Source organism: Lactobacillus kimbladii, assembly GCF_014323605.1.
Taxonomy (GTDB): domain Bacteria; phylum Bacillota; class Bacilli; order Lactobacillales; family Lactobacillaceae; genus Lactobacillus; species Lactobacillus kimbladii_B.
In genome coordinates this window covers 133,836-158,033 of the sequence record NZ_SCMB01000002.1, presented here as the reverse complement: position 1 = coordinate 158,033, position 24,198 = coordinate 133,836, and the positions used below count along the sequence as shown (strand labels likewise).

Sequence of the window (24,198 nt, the reverse complement as noted above, 5' to 3'; positions counted from 1 at the left end):
CTAAGGAAAAACAATGAAAATTACAACACGTTTTTGGACGTCGCTAATATTATCACTGCCAATGCTTCTGGAAATGATTATTCACCCTTTTACTGGATGGATGTTGCCAGGTGGCGAATGGATCATGCTTATTTTTACAACAATAATTATGTTGATTTCAGCAGGTCCATTTATTACTAGTGCCTGGTCTGCCTTTAAAAAGCACCATTCAAATATGGATACCCTCGTTGCTTTAGGAACATCGATAACTTATATTTACAGTATTTATGCGATGTTTACTAAAAGACCTGTTTTCTTTGAAAGTGCTGCTTTTGTTATTACTTTCGTCTTATTAGGGCAGGTTTTAGAAGAAAAAATGCGGGCAACTGCTTCTGACGCTATGGGGAAATTGCTTAATTTAGGTGCAAAAAATGCCTTAGTAAAGCGCGATAAGCAATTTGTCAGTATTCCTATCACTGAAGTTGTGAAGGGCGACTACATACAAGTAATGCCTGGGCAAAAAGTACCAGTTGATGGCAAAATTGTTTCTGGCAATTCAAGCATTGATGAATCTATGGTAACTGGTGAAAGTATGCCGGTTAAAAAAGTGACAGGCGATCAGGTAATAGGAGCAACAATCAATCAAACGGGATCATTTGTGATGCAAGCCCAAAAAGTTGGTAATGAAACGATGCTGGCGCAAATTATTGAGATTGTTAAAAAGGCACAGAACAGTCATGCACCGATTCAAAAATTAACTGATAAGGTTGCAAATATTTTTGTTCCCACAGTTTTGATTATTGCAATTGTAACATTTTTAGTTTGGTATATTTTTTTAGGTAAAAGCATAGCAACTGCATTAGTTTTTGCCGTTGCGGTTATGGTTATTGCCTGTCCTTGTGCTTTAGGTCTGGCAACACCAACTGCATTAATGGTTGGAACTGGTCGTGGTGCCAAAATGGGAATCCTAATTAAAAATGGAGAAATTTTAGAGGCTGCAAACAGCATTGATACTATAGTTTTTGATAAAACGGGAACGATTACCAAAGGTCAACCACAAGTAACAGATATTGTGGGAGATAAAGAAAATGTCCTACAATATGCTGCCAGTTTAGAGAAATTATCTGAGCATCCTCTCGCTCCAGCTGTATTAGCTGCGGCTAAAAAGGCAAAGTTGCAGTTAAAAACGGTAGAAAATTTTACTGTAATTGAGGGATGGGGTATCACTGGTAAAATTTCTGGTACAAATGTTGCGGTCGGCAGTCCCAAAAAACAAAAAGAAATTAAAATTGCTCCAGAATTAGAAGAGCAAATAGTGGCATTGCAAAGTGAGGCAAAAACAGTAGTGTCTGTTGTTCAAGATAATCAAGTGCTGGGTCTAATTGCAATTCAGGATGCTCCTAAAGTGAATGCCCAAAATGCGATAAACGACTTACATCGTTTAGGCTTGAAAACTGTCATGTTAACTGGAGATAATCAACAAGTAGCCCAGGCTATTGCAAAACAGGTGGATATCGATCAGGTAATTGCTGAGGTTTTGCCGGTTGATAAAGCAGCAGTTATTAAAAAATTGCAAGAGAAGCACCATGTCGCATTTGTTGGTGATGGGATCAACGATGCGCCAGCTCTAACCCAGACAGATGTAGGAATTGCCATGGGTTCAGGTACGGATGTTGCCATCGATGCAGGTGGTATCGTGCTTATCAAAAATGACTTGGAAGATGTTGTTCGCGCTTTGAAACTTAGTCGCAAGACTTTTAATAGGATAAAGCTAAATCTGTTCTGGGCTTTCATTTATAATGTACTGGGTATTCCTGTTGCCGCTGGCGTTTTTGCAGGTGTGGGTCTCACACTTAGTCCGGAAATAGCAGGATTAGCAATGGCCTTTAGTTCATTATCGGTTGTATTCAGTTCAGTTTTGTTAGGAAAAACAAAAATATAGATATAAAAATAGCAGTCGCAAATCTTGCGACTGCTATTTTACTGTGTAAGCTTTAATAATGGTGTTTACCTTTAGCCAGAACTGGCTTGATTTGGCTAATATAAGCTAAAATTCCAATAATGAGCCAAATAAATGTAATTAATGCACTGTACATCAAATTGGCGCTACCAGTTTTGATGTAAGTAACAGGTTCTGCAAAAGGGAATAATACAGCAATTGCTTTTAACCATTCAGGATAAGCTGAAATTACAACTAGGACTCCTGATACTAATTGGGCTAAACTGCTAAAAATATTCTCCAAAAAGTAAGGATCATTCATTTGCCATGAGATGGCCCAAGATACAAAACCTAAAACGCAGCCATAAATACATAAGAGCGGTAGCATGAGTAAAGCTCGTTCAATAATGACTATGGGAGAGCCGGCTAAGTACAATAAAAATAGGTTAATTAATGCTAAAATGCAACCTATAATAATGGCAACAATGCATTTAGAAAGCCAATACTTGATACTGAAAGGTCTTTTGGCAATTAATTCAAAGTCAATTTTTAAGTCTGCATCATTAATCACGGCAGAACAAAATGTTTCAAGAGCAAGTACCGCAGCATCTATTGCAATTGAATTGATCGCAACATCCCAGTTAAATTGATTAGAATACTGCATATTGATTAATACTAACAGGGCCAGATTTATCATTGGTGTGATAAAGAAATAAGTTAGTTTTGTACGCCAATTATTGAGAAAAGAAAGGCCAGAGAATTGTGTAGCAAACATTAGATAATTTTCAGAGCTCCTTTCTTTCTGACAAGGTCATTAATTTTTCTCACAATAATCACAATTAACAAAAGCCAAAGAAGTAAACTGCAAAAATAAGCAGTCCAGTTGAGACTTTTATTATGGGACAAAGAAGCAATTGGTCCAGTTATAGGAATAAACCACTGAGAAAAGATGGTTAAGGGATTCAAAATGGTCTCATTGCCAAATAATCCTGCTAATAACAATATAGGAGTGCCAATTAAGCCTTCATAAACCATTGCATTAGGTGAAAGAGTAAGAAATGAAGAAATTAAAATTCCCATTACTGAGCATCCGATCCACAGTAGAAAAATTAGCAAAATCTGGTACAGAGAAATTTTACCAGTAGCTACTCCTAAAATTTTTGCAAGAATATAAGCAATAGGAAATGAAAATAAACCATAGCTCGAAGCAGGTAAAAGTAAAGTAATTAAAGAAGCTCGCTCGTCATATTGACTGTTTAGCAAATATGGCAGCGTTCCTTTGTAACGTTCAAAACCGATACAGCCGGCAACGGTTGTACACGAGGTCCACATGCCAAAAATACCACTTTGCAGCCACAATTGTGGATTATTCAAATCGTGAGAAGCATAGGCCATAATATATTGCATCAAAAAAATGGAGACAGTACTAGTGATTGTTAACCAGACAAAGTACTGATCGGAAAGATAATCTTTTACATGAAAGAGGAAAAGACGAATAAAACGCATATCTAATTCCTCCTTAGTTTAGGAGCTATTGCCAAATAAGCTTCTTCCAAATTTTTAGGTTTTTGGTTGATTTCTTTTTCAGCCAAACCCAAAACAGCAGAAACGGTGCCAGTGAAAAAAACTTTTCCTGCACCTAGAATAACTACATTTTTAGCTAGCTTTTCAACTTCTGACATGGTGTGACTTGTTAATAAAATACTAATGCCGGAATCTGCTAATTTTTTAATAGTCTTCTGAACGCTTTGCGCTATTTCAACATCTAAACCACTAGTAGGTTCATCTAAAAGTAATAAACTTGGATTATTTAACAAGGAACGAGCGATATGCAGCCTTTGCGTCATTCCTTTAGAAAATTTCCCTACCTTTTTGTTTGCGACATTATCCAGCTCAACAATAGACAGAACTCGCTGTATTTCAGTTTTTTGCTTACGAAAGGGTACTTTGGCCAGATCCGCAAAAAATTGTAAATTTTGCTTTGCTGTAGCGTTACGATAAAACCCTAGATCTCCACCAAAAGAAACGCCGATGCTAGGTCTTTTACGAGCAGTAGTAATATCCTGTCCGTTTAAAATTACCTGACCAGAAGTAGGGAGCAAATAGCCACCTATAATTGAGACAGTGGTAGTTTTCCCCGCGCCATTAGGTCCTAATAGAGCTAATATTTCTCCTTGATCAATTGTAAAAGAAACATCATCTAGAGCTTGAAATGCTATGTTTTTATCTTTATAAGTTTCTGTTAAATGTTTAACTTGTAAAATATTATTCAATTTTATCTCCAAAATTAATTTGTTGGAACTTTATCAATTAAAAAGGAAGGATGATTAAGTTCTTTATACACGTTAATTTGAAGATCTTGTTGTGAGCATTAAATCTAATGAGTAAAGTATAACATATTTTTATTTAGTTTTTAATTTTTGCAGAAATAAATAGAGCTGCTCAATGATGAACAGTTCTATTTATTTAATCAACTGATTTTAAAGCTTCAAGCATATCAAGGTCTTTTAATTTTTTGTTAACAATAAATCCTAGAACTATCGTAATGATACCGATAACTCCTAATGGCCACAGAAAACTTGAGACAGATAACGCCGGATTAAACATGACATTGTCTGGTGGCACCACGTAAAGAATATAGCGGTAAAGTAAATCCCCTGTGAGGTAACCGACTAAAATGCCAATACCTGTTAAAAGAATAGTTTCGCGATAAATATACATCGTTACTTCATTATCGAAGAAACCTAAAACTTTGATAGTTGAGAGTTCGCGAATTCTTTCAGCAATATTAATATTAGTAAGGTTATATTGAATTACAATTGCTAAAAGTCCAGCAACTACAATCAAAACAACCATAATCAAGTTCAGAGATTTTACCACTACGTCCAATTCTTGGCTAATTGTAGTGTTTTGCACCACACCTGCTACACCATTAAGAGCCATAAATTGCGCAGCAATTTTTCTCGTGTTTTTACGAGTGGAATTTTTTAAGTTAACCAGGTATGCATTTGATGTGAACCGTTTGTTAAAAACTTTCTGGTATTGCGTTTTGTTCATGAAGACGAAGTGTCCCATGTACATTTCAGTGATGCCAGCTACTTTCATTTTCCGAGGACGGTTATTCTTATCCGTTAGAGATATATAGTCACCTTTGTTTACCTTGAGCAATGTTGACAAGCGTTCTGAAATAATAACCCCGTTGTTTGATAAGTGCAACGTCTGCTTAGTTTTACGATCATTTAAATGAACATAGTTCTTCAGCACTTTGCTAGAAGAAGGAGCGATTAAGGTAATATCTTGTGTATCACCAGTTTTACCAGCAGTTTTAGACATTGACTCATAGTAAATTGGTGTTTCTGACTTAATGCTGTTTTCTTTTAACTTGTTATTTAAAGTTTTGTGCTGGTGGGGTGAAATATCAGGCTTTTGGGCCACAATCATGTTGTAGTGAATGAGATCATTGAATTGCCGATTATTCATATTAGTAATCGAATTTTTTACAGCAAAACCGGCAAAGAGCATGGTAGCGGCACCACAAACACCAAAAATAGTCATCAGCATGCGCTTTTTATAACGAAAAATATTACGGGCAGTAACTTTATGAGTAAAGCTGAGATGGTTCCAAATAAAAGGTATTCTTTCCAGTAAGATTTTAGAACCTGCTGCAGGAGGCTTAGGTAGTAGTAATGCGGCCGGTTTTTCCCTAAATTCATTTTTAGCGGTCAAATAAGCGGGCAAAACGGAACTGATCCAAGATAGTATTAGAGCAATCAGACTGATTTGCCAGTGAAAGTGTAATTCAATTGGCGGTATCGTGATAGATTTGTAATAGGCATGATAAACAATTTGCGGCATCAAAGTGTGTCCCAAATAAATGCCCAAAATAGTGCCGATTGTACCTGAAATAAAGCCATAAGCGATGAATTTATTAATTATGACCTGATCATTATAGCCTAGGGCTTTCATTGTACCGGAATTGATTCTTTCCTCATCAATAAAGCGGTTCATTGTAGTAAAGGTAACTAATGCCGCAACGAAGTAGAGAAAAATAGGGAATACTTTAGCTAAGTCTTCGACCACTTGTGCAACAGTTGTATAAACTAAATTTCCTTCACCGCCTGGTAGCTCGCGCCGATTGTATACGCTATAGCTTGGTAGAGCCAATTTCCGCAATTGCTTTTTAGCTTTGCTGATTTTTTCTTTGCCTCTTTTAATTTTATTATTGGCGCTGGCAGATTTACGGGCAAAAATCTTTTTTTCTTGCTGCAATTTTTGCTCACCTGCAGCAATTTCTTGTTGAGCTTGTTGTAGTTGTATTCTTGCCGCTTGTGGTAAATTAGCTCCAGCATTTTTGGCCTGCGCTATTTGCGCATCTAATTTACTTTTTTTGCGGGCTAGTTGTTTTTCTGCGGAACTAATTTGCTCACTTGCAGCCTGTAATTTCTGCTCTGCTTGTTGAATTTTCTTTTCTTGAGGTGCAATTTTTTTGTTAGCGGCAGTCATTATTCTTTTCTGCCTTTGATGCGCGGTGTTTTTCAGAGTATCTTGTAAACCTTTTTTATGGTGCTTAACTCTACTAGTGTAGACTTTGCCATAAGAGTCGAGGCCACGTAAGTCCTTGTATCTTAGGTTGGCCACTATATAAACCGTATGATTAAAAGCATTAGGACTGACTACTGCATAACCTTTAAGCTCTCCAGTACCACTGTTACTTTGCCCTAAGTTTACATTTGATAAAATCTGACTGGAGCGAACGAAACCTGTAATTTTGAAGTTTTTACGTTTTAGCAGAGTACTTCCTAAAACATTTTTCTTTTCTGTAAAACTGATATTTTGACCAATTTTATATTTATCTGAATAGTAGTCTGCTAAAGCAATTTCATTTGTTTTTACTGGTAAATGACCTTTACGCAGTTCAAATTTGCCCACCGATTTTGGTTTTGAAAAAATACGAAAACTTTCCTGACTGTTTTTAATGACGGTATCTGTCATGTAGCCAAATTCAACGGATTGCAAACCTTTAGTCTGTTTAATTTTGTGGGTATCTTTTTGGTCTAGACCGTAATTGCAGATAACAGTCAGGTCAGCCGTGTTGAGCTTTTGCGCATAGTGATTGCCGGTATCACGCATGTCAGGTCCTGTAACCATTAAACCAACTAAGGCAAATGCACCAATCATCATTAACCCCATAATAGAAACAAATTGTCCCTTGGTATGTTTAATCGAGCGCCAAAAATCTTTCAGAATAACTTTATTCATGATTAGCCTTTTCTACCATTTAACACTGGCAACACCTGCTGGATTCGTGTTCTCTTCAATTTGAGTAACTTTGCCGTCATGAAAGTGAATCACACGGTTAGCAAGGGGAGCTAAAGCACTATTATGAGTAACTATCACTACTGTAGTACCATTGTCACGACTCATGTTGATAATGGTTTGCAAAACGCTTTTTCCAGTTTGATAATCAAGTGCACCTGTTGGTTCATCACAAAGTAAAATTTTGGGGTTCTTGGCAATTGCCCGAGCAATTGCCACTCTTTGTTGTTCACCACCTGAAAGTTCTGCAGGAAAATTATTAATGCGGTTTTTAAGACCAACATCTATCAAAGTTTTGACCGGATCGAGTGCATCTGGCACTATTTCCGAAGCCAATTCTACGTTTTCTCTTGCTGTTAGGTTTTGAATTAAATTATAAAATTGGAAAACAAAACCGATGTCAGTACGACGATAACTGGTTAATTGTCTTTTATTATATTTGGCAATATTTTTACCATCGATAATAACATCACCAGAACTATTGTTATCCATTCCACCTAAAATATTTAAAATTGTAGACTTACCTGCTCCTGATGCGCCTAAAATAATAGCCAATTCACCTTTTTCCACGGTAAAACTGACATCATTATTAGCCAATATTTCAGTATCTCCAGTTTGATAGCGTTTATAATTGTGTCTTACGTCAATATAACTCATGAAAATCTGTCCTTACTGATTTTTAAAATAACTGATATAAACTTATTTTAATCTAGAAAACTTTCTAATACTTGTAAAACGCCCATGTCATTATTTGATGGTGCTTCATATTTTGCAATCTTTTTAAGTTTTTCATGACCGTTTTTCATCGCATAACTGTACCCGGCCAATTCAATCATTTCACGGTCATTCATGCCATCTCCAAACGCTATGAGTTCTTCTGGCTTAACATTAAAATACCTCAAAAAATATTTAATGCCTTGCCCTTTATTAACATTGTTGGGCATAACGTCAATATTATCGAAACCACTGGTAGTACAGTGAATATGTTCAGGGTTTGTTTGATTGAACTTTTTTTCTAGTTCGCCAGCGAGCTTGGAAGAACAGTTTAGAGTTAGCTTTGTTAAACTATCGCTTGTAGGGATATCAACTAATTTTGCAATCTCGACTACATTGGGGTAAAAGAAATGCATCATATTTTTGAATTGAGTCGGGGCTTTTTTGTTAATATAAGAATGATCTAACCCACTAGCAGCAATATGTACTTGTGGATAATTATTTTCAATAAAACTGATCAGTTTAATACCCGTTTTATAGGTAAAAACGTGACGAACAATTATTTTATTGTCTTGAGTGAGAATTGAACCATTATCAGCTACAATATCAATTCTGTCCAAGAAATCAAAGAAATCTTGGCGCAAACGTGATAATGGTCTGCCACTGGAAACTATAAAGTGAACGTGGTGCTGCCTCAACTTGGTTAAAATTTTTTCAAAGCGTTGATGATCATATTGTTTGTCATCATTTTCAAAAGTACCGTCCATGTCTACTGCTACAGCTTTAAAGGGAATATGTGTCATTTTAATCTCCTTAATAAGTGTTACTAGTTATATTATATAGTAAATAGCGTGAGGTTTACCTCCAGATATTCATTAATTTAAAAGGAAAAGCAGAAATGTTGCTGGCAACGTTTCTGCTTTTATCTATATTTATTTAGTTGTAATGGGCTTTCTTTTACCAACTAACCAGCAAATTAAAATTGCACATATTGTTTCAATAATAATCAAAAAGATATTGATACCGATTTTTACCTGACCGAAATTAATAATTGCATTATTAAATAAAGCATTTTTTTCGCCTAAATAAAGGTCAAAGATAATGGAACCAATGATCAGGATGAACATAGTGATCCATTGTCTGCGATTAAATGCGATGCCGTATTCTTCTTCACGACGCCTAATGCTTGGTAATATCACTCCCAAGCCGATTAAGACAATAATGGCAACAATGTTGATAATTAGTTCATACCACCAATAACCGCTGAATTTTTTAATATCTTGTGGGGCAATGCCTAAGATAGTAGCTGCAGCAGTAACTATCAATAAAAATAGTCCGGCCAGATATCCTAATTTATCATTTTTTATAAAGACATAGTCTGAAGTAAACTTTTTAGAGTTTTTCCTAATTTGCATGAAGGAGAAAAATATCCAGCAAGTTACTCCCGGTGAGATGATGCCATTCAGGTTTAGCAGCCAATTGAAAATGTCGTTCATGTCTGGTAAAAAGATACCTAAGAGCATGATAAATGCCGATAAAGAAACGGTTAATACGTAACCATTGATAGGCAGACCATTTTTATCTTTTTTCTGTAAAAATTTAGGCATGTACTTATCACCAGTATCAGAAATGAGCATTCTGGTCATCGCGTCAAGTAGTACTGCTAATAAAGCAGCGTTGTAGAAAACAGAAGTCCAAGCCCAGACATAAAGCAAAGTTTTGCCTAAGCCGTATTGGTGTCCGACCATGTCAAATACGTAATAAGCTCCGTTCATTTTTAAATCGTTAGGAATATGATAACTGTTAAAATATATTCCCAGTGCAAATGAACCAAAAACTGTTAAAAAAATAGTCATTAAAGCAAGTGCAATCATTGCTTTTGGAAAGTCAGACTTAGGCTTTTTCATTTTGGTCACATAAGGAGCAACCAATTCACAGCCATTTAAGGCATAAATGAGCATTGCGATAGTTGTCCAATAATGCATGTCAAATTTGGGAATTAATGTCCGCCAGGTAAATGGTTGGGTAGCCATATGACCTCCTGATTTTGCCAGTCCTAGAAATGCCAGGAAAACAAACATCAAGGTCATAATAAGCATGAGTCCACCGCCAATAGTAGATAAGACTTCCATTGAGTGAGAAAAATAATGTTCAACAATAATGAAAATAATAAACATGGCAAATGTCATTAAAGCAAATTTTGTGTTAGAGATTTGACTTTGAAACTTTTCCGAACCTGTCAGTGCCCAGCCAATGTCAACGATAATTTCATTAGCAGAATCAACCGCATAGGGAATGGAAGCAGCCCAGTAAGTCCAGGCTGTAAAATATCCCAGAAATTCGCCATTAGTTCCACGAACCCAAGAAGATAAACCGCCACCTTCACTGTTGAAAACAGATCCCAGTTGCCCAACCATTAAAGAATAAGGAATAACATAGAATAAACACATGATAATCCATGAAGTAACAACTGGCATTCCTTGGTTTTGGAAGTTGTACATTATATCGTCTAACCCAATAACGGTACAAAAAGCCATCAAGGTTAAAACGGGCCAAGAAATATATTTTTTGTTTGCATTTATTTCTTCCACTAAAGTTCTCTCCTTTGAAAAACAACTAATGTTTTTATTTTACTAATTAAATAAAAAGATGACCAGAGGCTAGAGAAACTTATTTTAATGAAAGCACATTCATATTTAATTAAAAAAGCAGGAGAAATAGTTGCTTGTATTGAAATTTATGGTCCTGTGCGGTAAGATAATAACGTTAATGATAAGAAAAGAAAGAAGGATTCTTAAATGTCAGGACACTCAAAATGGCACAATATTCAAGGCCGCAAGAATGCACAAGACGCAAAGAGGGGTAAGATTTTCCAAAAATTATCTCGTGAAATTTACATGGCTGCAAAGAATGGTGGTCCTGACCCTTCCGGAAATCCTAACTTGCGCATGGTAATGGACAAGGCCCATGCTAACAATATGCCTAAGTCAAATATTGACCGTGCTATTAAAAAGGCAGAAGGCAATTCAGAAGAACATTATGATGAAATTACTTATGAAGGTTATGCACCAGGTGGTGTGGCTATCTTTGTCGAAGCTTTAACTGATAATAAAAATCGGACAGCTTCTGCAGTTAGAGTAGCGTTTACTCGTAATGGTGGTTCTTTAGGAGCAACCGGTTCTGTTGCTTATATGTTCAATCGTAAAGGTTATATTGTCATTGATCGCACAACCACTGATGCTGATGAAGATCAGATGTTACTTGACGTTATGGATGCTGGTGGAGATGACTTGCAAACTAGCGATGATGCTTATGAAATTTATACAGATCCTAAACAATTTGCACAAGTTCGGGATGCACTTGAAAAAGATGGTTATAAATTAGCCAATGCAGAGTTGACAATGATACCTGAAAATACCACGCCTGTGCCAGATGACAAAAAAGAGCAATTTGACCATTTAGTTGATGCTCTAGAAGATGACGATGATGTTCAGAATGTCTATACAGCTGCAGCTGACGAAGAATAAGAAAATATTCATTTAATTTAATGGGTTCTCTAGAATCGAAAATTCGGTTTTAGAGAATTTTTTTATGTCTAAAATTATTTTTTCAACTTCTCTGCCTTGTTTTCTTTAATAAGTATGTTTTTAAATCGTATTATGAATGAGTATTTAATGAGTAAAAGCAGCACTAACGTACGGCTTTTTTGTTTGAGTAAATAAAATATAATCAAAGCCTGAATAATTTCTGATATCTATTTTATAAATTTAATTGTGAAGATCTCCAGTCTTTTTTGAATATATCTGAAAAAAATTTGCTTTTTTGCGTAATTAATTATGGTAGCAAGGAAAGGAGGTTTTTATGAAAATCAAAGAAGCTGTTAATTCTTTAATTGAAGATGCGATAAATGAGCATGCGAGCGACATTTTCTTTTTAATAGTTGGTGATAATTTAGTTGTTAAATTTCGCACAATAACTGGCTTAGAAAATCAAGCTGAATATTCCATAAATGAAGGCAAAGAAATGATCAATTTTTTGAAATTTGCTGCTCAAATGGATATTGCCGAACATCGCAGGCCACAGGTAGGAGCTTTTGAGTATCATTTTCATGATCAAATATATTATCTGCGTTTATCCAGTATTGGAGACTTTAATGACTGTGAATCACTGGTAATTAGAATTATTTATCAAATAAATACAGGTGAATATTTTTTTGATGAGCAAATAGAAATTCTGAAAACTTTGGCGCATCAAAGAGGATTAATAGTCACTAGTGGTCCAACTGGCTCTGGTAAGACTACAACTATGTATAACTTGGCCAAAATGATTGGTCAGAATCAGATGGTCATGACAATTGAAGATCCAGTGGAAATACATGAAATAAATTTTTTGCAAACGCAGGTTAATCTCACGGCAGAAATTACATATTCCAGGTTGCTTGAAGCAGCTTTGCGTCATAGACCAGATATTTTAATAATTGGTGAAATTAGAAATGCGATAACGGCAAGGCTTGCAGTAGATGCTGCTTTAAGTGGTCATCTTGTTTTAGCAACTGTCCATGCTAAAAGTACTTTGCAGACCATTTCGAGATTAGAAAGTCTGCAGATTAACACGGCGGATCTCTATAACTGTTTGACCGCAGTCAGTTATCAACGACTATTGCCAAATGATAAAGGTTTTGCCTGCTTAATGGACATTGATAGTGGAAGCCAATTACAAGCGGACATAAGCAAGCATAAGCGAGGTGATTATGTTAATTGGCACCAAAATTTGGTCAAGCTAAAGGAGAGGAATCAAATTAGTGAACAGGTCTTTGAAAAATTTCAGGCAGGATAAATTATCAAATAAAGAGCGCTTAGAATTTCTTGAATATTTACAAAATAGTTTGTCAAATGGCTTTTCATTAAATACGAGTTTGGAAATGATGCCAATAATATGGCCTCAAAAGAAAATTTTATTTAATAGTTTGAGTAAAAGAATTCAGTCTGGAAAGAAACTAAGTTCTGAAATGTTGAATTTGGGCTTTCCCAAGACTATTGCTACTCAGATTGAGCTATCGATGGTACAGGGAAACCTAATTGAATGTTTAACCCAAATTGCAACTCTTACTCGTTTGAAACATGAGCAAATAAAAAAGTTGAAATCTGAAATGACATACCCTTTTATTTTAGTGTTAATGATGATTTTTCTTCTATTATTTATGCAGACTTTTGTATCTAATCAGTTTGCTGAAACAGGTGAACATACTGGAGACTATCTGCTATTGCTTTTATTAATTTTGAGTTTAAGTTTAGTTTATTTTATGAGCAGAATACTTCTGTTACTAAGAAAACAAGATTATCGCTCTTTGAAGAGACTTAGTGGCTTTCCAATTATCGGGCCGTTAATTCAAATTTATGTGAAATATATCCTGATCTATGATACCGGACTACTACTAGCTAGTGGTTTTTCCTTACAAAAAATTTGTGACTATTCAGCCATGCAAGTTAAGGGATCTTTACAACAATATGTAGGGAAAAAAGTCGGTAGACAGCTGGCTCAGGGGATGAATCCTGAAGAAATCATAGAAAAAGAGCAATTTTTACCTAATGAAATTTTATTGCTGGTAAAAGCCGGAGCAACAAGAGATGACTTGAGTAAAAAGTTTTTATTATTAGGACGTTCTTTTTTTAATGATTTAACACAAAAGATTGAGAAATTAATAGTAAATGTTCAACCCATTTGTTTTATTTTAATCGGTTTATGCATTATTGGATTATATTTGAAACTTTTATTGCCAATGTATGCAATGATGCAAGAAATATAGGAGGAAAAAGTGAAAAACATTTTGACAAAATTTACACCTAAGAAACGCAAGGTAAAAGGTTTTACTTTAATTGAAATGGTAGTAGTGGTTGCAATTATAGTTATGCTGCTTATAATCATTGCACCAAATTTAACAAAGCAAAAAAATAGTGCTAAAGAAAGGACTAATGATGCTTTTAAAACAACCTTGCAAACTCAAGCTACACTTTACGAAGATGACAAAGATCGTAATGGTAAAGAAATTAATTTTCAAAATATGTTTGATGATGGCTATTTAACTAAAAAACAATTTACAAAGTCTAAAAACTATACGGTTACTGATGGTGTAGTTGAAAGAAATGCTAAATAAGTTCAAACTACAGGGTTTTACTCTAGTTGAAATGGTTGTTACCCTCACTATTACGCTTGGTTTAGCCGGTTTAGGTGCTCTAAAAATAAATGAATATAGAGAAAAACTAATACTTGAAAATACAGTTAAAGAAATTAAGAGCTCTATTGAACATGCAGCAAGAAGATCAGCAATACAAAATCGCACAAGTATAGTTAGATATTATCCTTCTTTAAAAGAAATAATAATTACCGGAGGAAAAAAGCCGCAGATAATAAAAATAGAACCACAAATAAGTATAAGCAACTTAAGCCTATTGAAAATTTCAATTAGTGGTTCATTACCACCACACACAATCACTGTTAGAAACCATCAAGATACTCGAAGAGTGAAGCTGCAAATGACCTGGGGACGAGCAATTGATGACAAATAGGAAAAAAAGCGGTTTTTTGATGGCAGAGAGTATGGTTGGTTTAATAATTGCATTAGTAAGTGTTGCAACTTTAGCATTAACTGTGAGAGAAAGTAGAATAATCGAGCGCAGAATAGAGCAAAAAACAGATCGAGCATATGCTTGGCGCGTTTTAAAAGAGCATGAAATAAAAAGAATATTAGTTCATGATCACATTTATGAGCTTAGTGGTAAAAATAGCATTTATGATAAAACAGAAGAAAAGATATACAAAATTAAAAACTAAAGGCTTTATTTTGGCAGAAGCTGTGTTTGCGGTCTTTATAACATTGATCGTAGTACTGATTCTACAGAATTTATTAAAAAGTCTTACATTAGCAAATAAAGTTCAACATCGCACTGACGACATTGTATTTTCTTACGTGCAGCTAAACCGGTTTATTAAGGGCAAAGGTAGCCAAAGAGTATTTACTTTACCAGAGAGATCCAATTCTGAAAAAGCAGTTTTTGAAAAAATTGATGCGCAAGGAAACGATACAATATATCGTTTGACACAATATAAAAAGATGTTACGTGTGACTACTCCTGAAGGTGGACACATGCCGCTATTATTAAATGTAAAAAAGTCCAGTTTTACCACTAGAGATAAAATGTTGCAAATAAATGTTACGGAAGCAGATGGCAGAAAATCAGAGTTATATTTCAAATTTGGCACTAGACCAAAAAATAAAGAAAAGGAATTAAATGAGCAAAAACAAAAGCCTAAGACTAAAAGCTAACGCGTTTCTTAGCAGCATTCTGGTATTAATCACTTGTTTAATTTTTATTCAATTTTATCTGGATATTTATCAAGAAAGTATGGAAAATGATTTTTTATTAATTGAATATTTAATTAATGATTGATTCTCTTGCTCTAATTACCTTTTTTCTATTAAAATGTTTAAGAGATAAGGGGAATAAGCAATGGATAAAATTGAAAAACTGTTTAATGATTTCTTAGACTGTGTTAAGTGTTTACAAGAGGCATTGAATGTCTCTTTTGGGGATGCTCTGACAGAAACTTTTGATAACCTTGAAAATAAACAAATTAAAGTTGAGCTGGGTGCTCCCGATAAAAAAACTATTCAAGAATTGAGTCACAAATATGCAAGATTAAAATATAATAAACTTTCCAATAAATTAAAGTTGCAGATTTTTACTTATTTAACTTTAAAAGCGGTTAATGAAGATGGACTAGATGTCAATCAAATGCCAACACCGCCAGCGATTTCAACAGTGATTGCAATGTTTATGTTAAAACTTTTACCAAAAGAAAAATTGATAATCACTGATCCAGCAATTGGAACTGGGAATTTATTATTTTCTGTGATTAATCAGTTGAAAAGTGCAAATCATTCGAAGTCTGATTTTGAACTTTATGGTATTGATAATGATGAAGAAATGTTGAGCTTTGCTGATATTGAAGCTCATTTGAGTAATGTTGATATTGAATTGTTTTGCCAGGATGCTTTAACTCCCTGGATGTTTAACAGCCCTGATGTTGTCGTAAGTGACTTGCCAGTTGGTTATTATCCACTTGATAAAAATGCAAAAAATTTTGCTACCAAATCTGAAATTGGTCACTCGCTTGCTCATCTTTTATTTATTGAACAGATTATTAAAAATCTTAAAGCCGGCGGTTATGCTTTCCTGATTGTGCCACAAAATATTTTGTCTGGCAAAGGTGGTAGTGACTTTATGCCATGGCTAAGTGATAAGGTTTTTCTGCGTGCAATAATTGAGTTACCCGACAGTGCCTTTCAGAATAAATTTAATCAAAAATCAATTGTAGTCTTTCAAAATCATGGAAAAGATATCAGAAATAGTGAAGTTTTTCTCACAAAGTTAGACTCATTTAAAAGTGAACAGGACCTAATAAAGCTTAATGTTAAACTAAATGAGTGGTATACTAAAAACATTGATTGATTTGTGAAATTTATAAAGTCATGTTTATGGAGGAATTAGATTTATGAAAAAAGTTTTAGCAATCAACTCAGGCAGTTCTTCATTTAAATATAAGTTGTTTGCTTTACCTGAAGAAAAAGTTTTAGCAAGTGGACTTGCTGACAGAGTTGGTATTGATGGCTCTTCCTTTGAAATTGAATTGGCTAATGGTGAAAAACACGCTGAGGATGTAGCAATTCCAGATCAGGAAACTGCAGTTAATTTGCTGCTTAAGGCTTTAAAAGAATATCATGTGATTAGCGATTTGAGTGAAATTGTAGGTGTTGGTCATAGAATAGTTGCGGGGGGAGAAGACTTTAAAGATTCTGCTCTGATTGATAAGAAAAATCTACAAAAAGTTTATGATTTAAAGGAATATGCACCACTTCATAATCCAGCTGAAGGTAAAGGAATTGAAGCCTTTATGAAGTTGCTACCTGGTGTTCCGGAAGTAGGCGTTTTCGATACCTCATTCCATCAGACTTTGGATCCTGTACATTATATGTACTCAATTCCTTATCAATATTATGAAAAATATGGTGTGCGCAAGTATGGTGCTCATGGCACTTCTGTTCGTTATATTGTTGCTCGTGCTGCTCAAATGCTTGGTAAAGATGCCAAAGATTTGAGGCTGATTGTTTGTCACCTTGGCTCAGGAGCTTCAATTACTGCAGTTAAAGATGGCAAGTCTTTTGATACATCTATGGGCTTCACTCCATTAGCAGGTATCACTATGGGTACTCGCTCAGGTGATGTTGACCCGTCTGTTTTGCAGTATATCATGAATAAAGACCATATTGATATCAACGAAATGATTGACGTTTTAAATGATAAGTCTGGCCTGCTGGGAATTTCTGAAATTTCTTCTGATATGCGTGACTTAGAGAATAATTCTGATAAAAAAGCTGATCTTGCAAGAGCAATTTTTGTTAATCATGTTATCCAATATATTGGTTCTTATATGGTGGAAATGAAGGGTGCAGATGCAATTATTTTCACCGCTGGTGTAGGGGAGCATGATTCTGGTATTCGTGAAAATGTTATGAAATCTTTTGAATTCATTGGCTTAAAGCCAGATTTAGAAGCTAATAAATCTAATGGCGAGAAATTTATTACTAAACCAGATTCAAAGATCAAAGCTCTAATTATTCCAACTGATGAGGAATTAATGATTGAACGTGATGTTGTTCGATTAGCACATTTAAATTAATAATGTAGAAAAATAGATGAACCGTTAAGAAACTTTCTTAGCGGTTTTCTTTTACTTTGAATTGGCATTTTATGGCAGGCTAGGTTTCATAGTATTGTTCTGGCCAATATTTAATAGTAATTTAGTGCACAGTTAAGACAAAATACTATATATTTTATAACAGTTTTTATCAAGTATAATTTGTTGTGTAAATAAAAGTTTAAAAAATAGTTTTAATCAAATTTAAATTTATAGTTCTGCGTTTGATTTATTATTAGGCAAGATTGCTATATTATGCTATAATTGTTTTTACCCAAAGCGGGGGTGTTTTGGGATTCGACAGGTGTAGATTCGCATTGACTGCGGTTCGTAGGTCACGTCTACGTAAAAACGTCACAGTTTTATAACTGCAAATAAAGAAAATTCTTACGCATTAGCTGCCTAATTTAGGCGCATGTGTTGCTTGTTTTCGGATTACTCACGTCTGAATTCAAGTATCAACTTAGTGAGTTACGTTTAACTACCTCATCTGAATAGTTAAAAAGAGTCATTCCAGGTTAGCTAGTCCATCTAGCCCTGTTATATGGCGTTTTGGACTAGTGAAGTTCAAATAATATAACTATGATCGTAGATGTCAGTGACGGAATGCGTTTGGACAGGGGTTCAATTCCCCTCACCTCCATAAATAAAAGTCTCTAACCGTTGTGGTTAGAGGCTTTTTGATTATTGATGTTCGCTAAATGTTCGCTGACTTGTTATATTTCATCAAGCACTTTGACAATTTGACTATCAGATTTCTGTTTAAGTTCATCCAGCATGTAAGCATATGTATTAGCTGTAATACTCATGTTTGAATGACCTAATCTCTTTGAAATAGAGTATAGATCTACTCCCTTAAATAAAAGTAATGCTACATGGGTATGTCTTAGGCTGTGGAAATGGAAACCTTTCTTCTTAATTCCTAATTTATCTAATTGTTTTCGTAAAACTTTATTAACTGCATTTGAAGTAGGAATGGTACCTGCACCATTAATAAACAATCTTTGATGATTATTCACTTTTAATTGTTTTAATATGTCTAATAATTTCTGATCAACTTTGATTACTCTAGTTGAAGTTTTATTTTTGGTTTCTTTATTGATCTCATTAGAATCATAATTAATAATTTTATTATTATCATAATCCCAGGATTTGGTAATATGTATTTCAAGATGATTAAAATCTATATCGTCCCAAGTTAAAACTCTTATTTCTCCTGGCCTCATGCCAGTGTAAATAATTGTTAATAGCATATACCGACTGACATATGATGACCTAATATCTTTAAGTAACAGAGTCTTTAATTGCTGAACTTGCTTAAAACTGAGATATTCTATTTTTCTTGTTTTGTCTTCGTTCCAAGTTAAATTAATTCTAACTAAGCCATCACTAACAGCATCCTTTACGCAACTTCTAATTGTACCGTTAGTTTTCTGAACTGTATCTTTTGCATGATTTTTACCATAATCATTAAGAAAGTCCTGATATTTATTACGGGACATTTTTGATAACTTAGTTTTGCCAAAGTTTTCTTTTAAAAGTAGGTAAATATGGGCATATCTATTTTTGGTGTTATTCGATTTTCCTGGAGCTTTGTAACGTTTATACCATTCCTCAAAATAATCTGCAAAAATTGGATCTTGATCTGATATTAAGTTTTTATCTTTAGGGACTTCAAATTCATTAGCCCATTTTTTAGCCTGCATTTTGGTAGCAAAGCCGCTTTTAGTCTTATATTTACGATTATTTTGCTCATCATACCAAGATACCTGAGCTTGCCAAGATTTACCACGCTTTTTTATATAAGCCACTTTAAATTTTATCTCCTATGCTATAATAGGGTATGCAAAAGGGCATAACCCTGTTGTGATATTAAGCTATTAAGAATTAGTTTTCTAGACGGGTTCTTAGTAGCTTTTTTAGATTACAATAAAAAATTATTTTATATTAACTTTAAATTTAGCTGATTTAGAATCAAAATCAGTTAACGGTTTAAAATGCAACTCAAAAGAACCAAGCTTTTTTGTTCCAAAATCAGTTATAACGTCTGCTTCTTTGCCTGGAGCAATTGAATCAAGTGTAGTATCGTTTACTGGATAATCTTTAAGTTTCGAATTATCAGGGCCATATGCATCTACATCGCCACCAATAGGTAGATCTTTTTTGCTATCATTCTTCACATGGTAGACTATTTTAATTACATTTTTAGGCTTGCTATCCTCAAATTCATTGCGTTCACTAGTTTTAGCTGCTGATTTGAGTGTGTATTCCACCTTACCAACTTTTACAGTATCACCTTTTTTGTAGAACTTAATTTTAGGCTGTGCCTTTTTCTTTGAAGATTTAGTTACTTTTGTTCCGCCTTGAGTGTCGTTATTAGAACTACTGCAAGCCGTTAATGATACTGCTGCTAAAATTGTAGTAGTCATTACTAGTAATTTCTTATTCATCATTTCCTCCTAAAAACATTTACCTTAGGTTTTTTGTCGCTGGCTTTATGGACAAATCTTAAGAAAATTTGCTATTCTATTTATATATATTTATTATACTAAAAATAAATCAAAAAACGATCTGATTTAAAAACTATCTTACTAACAATAAAACTACTTAAATTAATTTAAACTTAAAAACGGCAAATTATGTGCGTTGTAATAGTTAAGTACATAGTCTGTCGTAAAATTAAAAAGAAGTCACAATGAAAAATTTAACACAAAAAAACAAACTACTTTTAGGCTATGCCATTTCAGGACTGGGTGATCAATTTTACACTTTTGCAATTCCATTGCTGATGCTGTCTAGAACTCATTCATCAGTCATAATGGGACTGTTAACGGCAGTTGAATATCTGCCGACAGCTCTATTTGGACTAGCAATTGGACCCATTTTTGATATATATTCTCGTAAGAAAATCATGCTCTTTTCTTTAATAATGCAAATGGTGCTAATTATAATTGCACCACTTTTGGTTATCAAAAATATTTCATTATATTGGCTTTTATTAGTAGTCTTTATACTTGGTTCATTTGATTTAATTACTTGGACCGGATATCAAATTTTCATAGCCGAATCGGTTAAAAAAGAAGAACTATCATCCGTTTCAGGACAAATGGGGTTAATTTTGTCGATTCAAAAAACTTTTGGTCCAGGTATTGCAGCTGTCATTATTAATTTAATTGATTACATAGGTGGTTTTTTACTGGATGCCTTAAGCTTTGGTTACTTAACTTATGTTATTAAAGATTATGAACCCTTACATACAGAAAAAAAGTCAGTGAAAGAAGAAAAGTCATTTAATAAAAGTGCAAAAGAGGGAATCACTTTTTTATTTAGAACTCATGATATTAAATGGCTGATCGCAAGTTTTTTCGTGGCAAACGTTGGCTTTCAAGCAGTTGTTCCCATGCTTACTTTTTTGTTAAAACAAGAAATGAAAGTTTCTGTTAATTTGGTCAGCATCTTTTTCACGGTAGCAGCGATTGCAAGTATTCTAGGCAATTTTATTTATTTACGTATTAATAAAAACATGAGACTAGGTACGCAAATGATTCTGATAGCATTGTTGATAATGGTAGGCTTCCTAGTTATGCTTGATGTCCAGTCATTTATTTGGGTTACTTTTGGTTACGCATTGGTTTCGTTTGGTAGCGTATGGTCGCAAGCCAACTTCTTTACTATAATTCAAGCAGAAACTCCATCTCAATTTAAAGGCACAATAACTTCAATTTCAACTTCGTTAACCAGGATTATAGGACCAATTATGTCTTTAATTAGTGGGTTTTTAATCAAAGCAGAAGTACATTCAATATTCGTTGTTGCCGCTGTCTGTATGTCAGGTTCCATATTAATCACTTTGTTTAGCGGCTTAAGCAAATTAGGCAAGTTGCAATAAAAATAACAGGTTAATTATTATTTAAATGGTAGTAGCTATGATTGTCGGTTACTGTAAAAGTCCATTAATCAAGTGTGTGACCTAAAATATTGGTAATAGCCGGATTTTTATATATAGCGACAACATCGTATTTTAGTTTAGGCAAGTTGGGCAAAAAAGTAACATGATTATCATATATTTTCGGCAGTGGCAGTTCTTCCGGATAAATTGCCATACCATGATCTAACACAACGTTGGCTAGAGCGGCATCGAAACTGTCTAAGTAAATTATTTGGTCATAATTGATATTCACTTTTTTCAGAATATTTTTAATTTTCGTTTGTACGTCATTATTATCAGTAGCAGTCCATTTTTGTAAAAAAAGGGGCTGCTTTTTTAGTAGGTCTTTTTTAAGATTTCCATTAGAATCAAAAGAATTCTTATTCAATAAAATACCAAAATTGGCAGTGCCAATTTTTCTGATATGGATGTTTTTAATTTTACTAACGGCAGTAGAAAACCCGATCAATACGTCATAATCTCCTGCATCTAGTTTAGGTATGCTAGCTGCAAAATTTTCAGTATCAAGTTGTAATTGTAAATCAGGATTGTTTTTAGCAAGAGAATGTGCCAGTTCAATAGCCCAATAATCAAAAGCGTGCAAATAATGTATCCTTAAAGTTTGAAAAGAATTGTTCAACTGACTGATTTTTTCACTAAATTCGTAATATTTTTTTAGCACGGGCACTGCACAATGGTACAAATTAATTCCGGCCAAAGTAACCTTAAAATGAGAAGTTGACCGATCAATAAGTTGAACACCCAGGTCTTTTTCTAAATTTTTTATCGCATTGCTAATTGCTGTTTGAGAGACAAAATTTCGTTTTGCAGCAGGGGTAAATCCTTGAGTTTCAACGACGTCAATAAAGTACTTATATGTTAATAAACTGTATTTCATCACACTTTGTCCTTTTGCTTATAACTTTAACTAATAAGTTATTATCATTATATGTTAGCGCTTCCCAAAAAGCGAGGGTAAAATTGAATTGTAACGACAGTTACCTTTACTAAATTAGTTTTAAGACTAAAAAGGAGAAAGTATAATGGCTGAAAAATATATTTTAGCGATTGATGAAGGCACTACTAGTACAAGAGCAATTATTTTGGACCATTCTGGTAAAAAAGTAATTGACTCACGGAAAGAGTTTAATCAATATTTTCCTAAACCTGGCTGGGTAGAACATGATGCCAACGAAATTTGGAACTCAGTTTTATCTACAATTGCCAATTCTTTTATTAATTCAGGGATTAAACCTAACCAAATTGCAGCTATCGGTATCACCAATCAGCGTGAAACGACTGTTATTTGGGATAAGAAGACCGGCTTGCCAATTTATCATGCTATTGTCTGGCAATCCCGTCAGACTTCGGATATTGCCGATAAAATTATTGCCGATGGCTATACGGATATGATCCATGAAAAAACGGGACTAATTCCTGATGCCTACTTTTCAGCAACCAAAATTCGCTGGATTCTTGATCATGTTCATGGTGCTCAGGAACGCGCAGAAAACGGTGAATTGTTATTTGGTACTATTGATTCATGGTTAGTTTGGAAGTTAACTGGCGGCAAGGTTCATGTGACAGATTATACAAATGCCAGCCGGACAATGCTGTTTAATATTACCAAACTTGACTGGGATGATGAGATTCTTAAGTTATTAAACATTCCAAGAAAAATGTTGCCTGAAATTCGTTCTAACTCCGAAATTTATGGCACTACAGCTGAATATCACTTTTATGGTAGTCAAGTACCAATTGCCGGCATGGCAGGTGACCAGCAATCAGCCTTGTTTGGGCAGTTGGCATTTGAGCCGGGAATGGTTAAAAACACATATGGAACTGGTGCGTTCACCGTTATGAATACGGGTGAAAAACCTAAGTTTTCAGCTAATAATTTGTTAACTACTGTGGCTTATGGCATAAACGGCAAAGTAAATTATGCTTTGGAAGGTAGTATTTACGTAGCTGGTTCTGCTATTCAGTGGCTGCGTGATCAACTAGGAATTATTGATGACGCTCCTCAATCAGAAGAAGCTGCCAAGCGCTCAAAAGATAATAATGAAGTTTTCGTTGTCCCTGCATTTACCGGTTTAGGTGCTCCGTACTGGGATTCTAATGTCCGGGGAGCTGTTTTCGGTCTGACTCGGGGAACAACCAGTGATGACTTTACCAAAGCCACGTTACAGTCTTTGGCTTATGAGAGTCGTGATGTTATTGATACGATGCACGAAGATACTAAAATTCAAATTCCAAAATTAAAGGTTGATGGTGGTGCCGCCAATAATGACTATTTAATGCAGTTCCAAGCTGATATTTTAGGCATCGAAATTGAACGTGCTGCTAACCTCGAGACAACCGCACTAGGTGCAGCTTTTCTTGCTGGTTTAGCTATTGGTTTTTGGAAGGACTTTGATGAAATCAAGAAAATTCAAAAAGTAGGCAAAACCTTTAAACCACAAATGAGCAATGCAGAAAGAGATCACCTGTACGAAGGCTGGAAATCAGCTGTTAAAGCTGCTCAAAGCTTTTCATATAAGCCATACCAGAAAAATAATTAGAAATT

Annotated in this window: 22 protein-coding genes and 1 other RNA gene; 13 read left to right on the top strand and 10 right to left on the bottom strand. The window is 34.5% G+C overall.

What is annotated here, in order from left to right; translation table 11 throughout:
- Nucleotides 1–13: 13 nt before the first annotated feature.
- On the top strand, nt 14–1,921 hold the full coding sequence (locus ERK18_RS03980) for a copper-translocating P-type ATPase (RefSeq protein WP_187154407.1): 1,908 nt from the start codon (nt 14–16) through the stop codon (nt 1,919–1,921).
- A 52-nt stretch (nt 1,922–1,973) separates the two neighbouring features.
- On the opposite strand, the gene ERK18_RS03975 is transcribed toward ERK18_RS03980, so the two are convergent.
- The 7 genes from ERK18_RS03975 to ERK18_RS03945 form a co-directional block, all read right to left on the bottom strand.
- Nucleotides 1,974–2,693 carry an antibiotic transporter permease gene (locus ERK18_RS03975; protein WP_187154406.1) on the bottom strand — a complete coding sequence of 240 codons (720 nt, stop codon included), beginning with the start codon at nt 2,691–2,693 and terminating at the stop codon, nt 1,974–1,976.
- Nucleotides 2,693–3,424, bottom strand: a complete 732-nt coding sequence (locus ERK18_RS03970; protein WP_187154405.1) for a multidrug ABC transporter permease — start codon at nt 3,422–3,424, stop codon at nt 2,693–2,695. The genes ERK18_RS03975 and ERK18_RS03970 overlap by 1 nt, the downstream gene beginning before the upstream one ends.
- A gap of 2 nt (nt 3,425–3,426) precedes the next feature.
- The gene (locus tag ERK18_RS03965; RefSeq protein ID WP_187154404.1) at nt 3,427–4,191 is read right to left on the bottom strand and encodes an ABC transporter ATP-binding protein; all 765 of its coding nucleotides are present in this window, start codon (nt 4,189–4,191) and stop codon (nt 3,427–3,429) included.
- 193 nt (nt 4,192–4,384) lie between these two features.
- A complete protein-coding gene (locus tag ERK18_RS03960) occupies nt 4,385–7,177 on the bottom strand; it encodes an FtsX-like permease family protein (RefSeq protein ID WP_187154403.1) in 2,793 nt (930 codons plus the stop codon).
- 12 nt (nt 7,178–7,189) lie between these two features.
- Entirely contained in the window at nt 7,190–7,891 is a 702-nt protein-coding gene (locus tag ERK18_RS03955) for an ABC transporter ATP-binding protein (RefSeq protein ID WP_187154402.1), read from the bottom strand.
- Nucleotides 7,892–7,938: 47 nt separating this feature from the next.
- A complete protein-coding gene (locus ERK18_RS03950) occupies nt 7,939–8,751 on the bottom strand; it encodes a Cof-type HAD-IIB family hydrolase (RefSeq protein ID WP_187154401.1) in 813 nt (270 codons plus the stop codon).
- Nucleotides 8,752–8,880: 129 nt separating this feature from the next.
- Complete coding sequence (locus tag ERK18_RS03945) at nt 8,881–10,485, bottom strand: APC family permease (RefSeq protein ID WP_222710105.1); 1,605 nt, start codon at nt 10,483–10,485, stop codon at nt 8,881–8,883.
- Between the two features lie 261 nt (nt 10,486–10,746).
- On the opposite strand from ERK18_RS03945, the gene ERK18_RS03940 reads away from it, so the two are divergent.
- From ERK18_RS03940 to ssrA, 10 genes are all read left to right on the top strand, one after another.
- Nucleotides 10,747–11,475, top strand: a complete 729-nt coding sequence (locus ERK18_RS03940) for a YebC/PmpR family DNA-binding transcriptional regulator (protein WP_034977621.1) — start codon at nt 10,747–10,749, stop codon at nt 11,473–11,475.
- A 334-nt stretch (nt 11,476–11,809) separates the two neighbouring features.
- Entirely contained in the window at nt 11,810–12,784 is a 975-nt protein-coding gene (comGA, locus tag ERK18_RS03935; protein WP_187154399.1) for a competence type IV pilus ATPase ComGA, read from the top strand.
- The gene (locus ERK18_RS03930; RefSeq protein WP_187154398.1) at nt 12,750–13,754 is read left to right on the top strand and encodes a type II secretion system F family protein; all 1,005 of its coding nucleotides are present in this window, start codon (nt 12,750–12,752) and stop codon (nt 13,752–13,754) included. The genes comGA and ERK18_RS03930 overlap by 35 nt, the downstream gene beginning before the upstream one ends.
- A 9-nt stretch (nt 13,755–13,763) precedes the next feature.
- The gene (gene comGC, locus ERK18_RS03925; protein ID WP_315984347.1) at nt 13,764–14,102 is read left to right on the top strand and encodes a competence type IV pilus major pilin ComGC; all 339 of its coding nucleotides are present in this window, start codon (nt 13,764–13,766) and stop codon (nt 14,100–14,102) included.
- On the top strand, nt 14,092–14,514 hold the full coding sequence (locus ERK18_RS03920) for a pilus assembly FimT family protein (RefSeq protein ID WP_261982436.1): 423 nt from the start codon (nt 14,092–14,094) through the stop codon (nt 14,512–14,514). The genes comGC and ERK18_RS03920 overlap by 11 nt, the downstream gene beginning before the upstream one ends.
- Complete coding sequence (locus ERK18_RS03915) at nt 14,504–14,779, top strand: hypothetical protein (RefSeq protein WP_187154396.1); 276 nt, start codon at nt 14,504–14,506, stop codon at nt 14,777–14,779. Before ERK18_RS03920 ends, ERK18_RS03915 begins: the two co-directional genes overlap by 11 nt.
- 10 nt (nt 14,780–14,789) lie before the next feature.
- Entirely contained in the window at nt 14,790–15,272 is a 483-nt protein-coding gene (locus tag ERK18_RS03910; protein WP_187154395.1) for a ComGF family competence protein, read from the top strand.
- Nucleotides 15,273–15,456: 184 nt separating this feature from the next.
- Nucleotides 15,457–16,458 (top strand): class I SAM-dependent methyltransferase, encoded by a 1,002-nt coding sequence (locus tag ERK18_RS03905; protein ID WP_187154394.1) that lies wholly within the window; start codon nt 15,457–15,459, stop codon nt 16,456–16,458.
- Between the two features lie 43 nt (nt 16,459–16,501).
- Nucleotides 16,502–17,686: an acetate/propionate family kinase gene (locus ERK18_RS03900; protein WP_187154393.1), complete on the top strand. Its 1,185-nt coding sequence runs from the start codon at nt 16,502–16,504 to the stop codon at nt 17,684–17,686.
- Between the two features lie 299 nt (nt 17,687–17,985).
- Nucleotides 17,986–18,350, top strand: a transfer-messenger RNA (tmRNA) gene (gene ssrA, locus ERK18_RS03895).
- A gap of 70 nt (nt 18,351–18,420) precedes the next feature.
- Here the strand turns inward: ssrA and ERK18_RS03890 are convergent.
- Together ERK18_RS03890 and ERK18_RS03885 are read right to left on the bottom strand one after the other, a co-directional pair.
- Nucleotides 18,421–19,515, bottom strand: coding sequence for a site-specific integrase (locus ERK18_RS03890; protein ID WP_187154392.1), 1,095 nt, complete (start codon nt 19,513–19,515; stop codon nt 18,421–18,423).
- Nucleotides 19,516–19,641: 126 nt separating this feature from the next.
- The gene (locus ERK18_RS03885) at nt 19,642–20,154 is read right to left on the bottom strand and encodes a hypothetical protein (protein WP_187154391.1); all 513 of its coding nucleotides are present in this window, start codon (nt 20,152–20,154) and stop codon (nt 19,642–19,644) included.
- Nucleotides 20,155–20,399: 245 nt separating this feature from the next.
- On the opposite strand from ERK18_RS03885, the gene ERK18_RS03880 reads away from it, so the two are divergent.
- Entirely contained in the window at nt 20,400–21,593 is a 1,194-nt protein-coding gene (locus ERK18_RS03880; RefSeq protein ID WP_187154390.1) for an MFS transporter, read from the top strand.
- Between the two features lie 64 nt (nt 21,594–21,657).
- On the opposite strand, the gene ERK18_RS03875 is transcribed toward ERK18_RS03880, so the two are convergent.
- Nucleotides 21,658–22,530, bottom strand: a complete 873-nt coding sequence (locus ERK18_RS03875) for a LysR family transcriptional regulator (RefSeq protein ID WP_187154389.1) — start codon at nt 22,528–22,530, stop codon at nt 21,658–21,660.
- 145 nt (nt 22,531–22,675) lie between these two features.
- On the opposite strand from ERK18_RS03875, the gene glpK reads away from it, so the two are divergent.
- Nucleotides 22,676–24,193 carry a glycerol kinase GlpK gene (gene glpK / locus ERK18_RS03870; protein WP_187154388.1) on the top strand — a complete coding sequence of 506 codons (1,518 nt, stop codon included), beginning with the start codon at nt 22,676–22,678 and terminating at the stop codon, nt 24,191–24,193.
- Nucleotides 24,194–24,198: the final 5 nt, after the last annotated feature.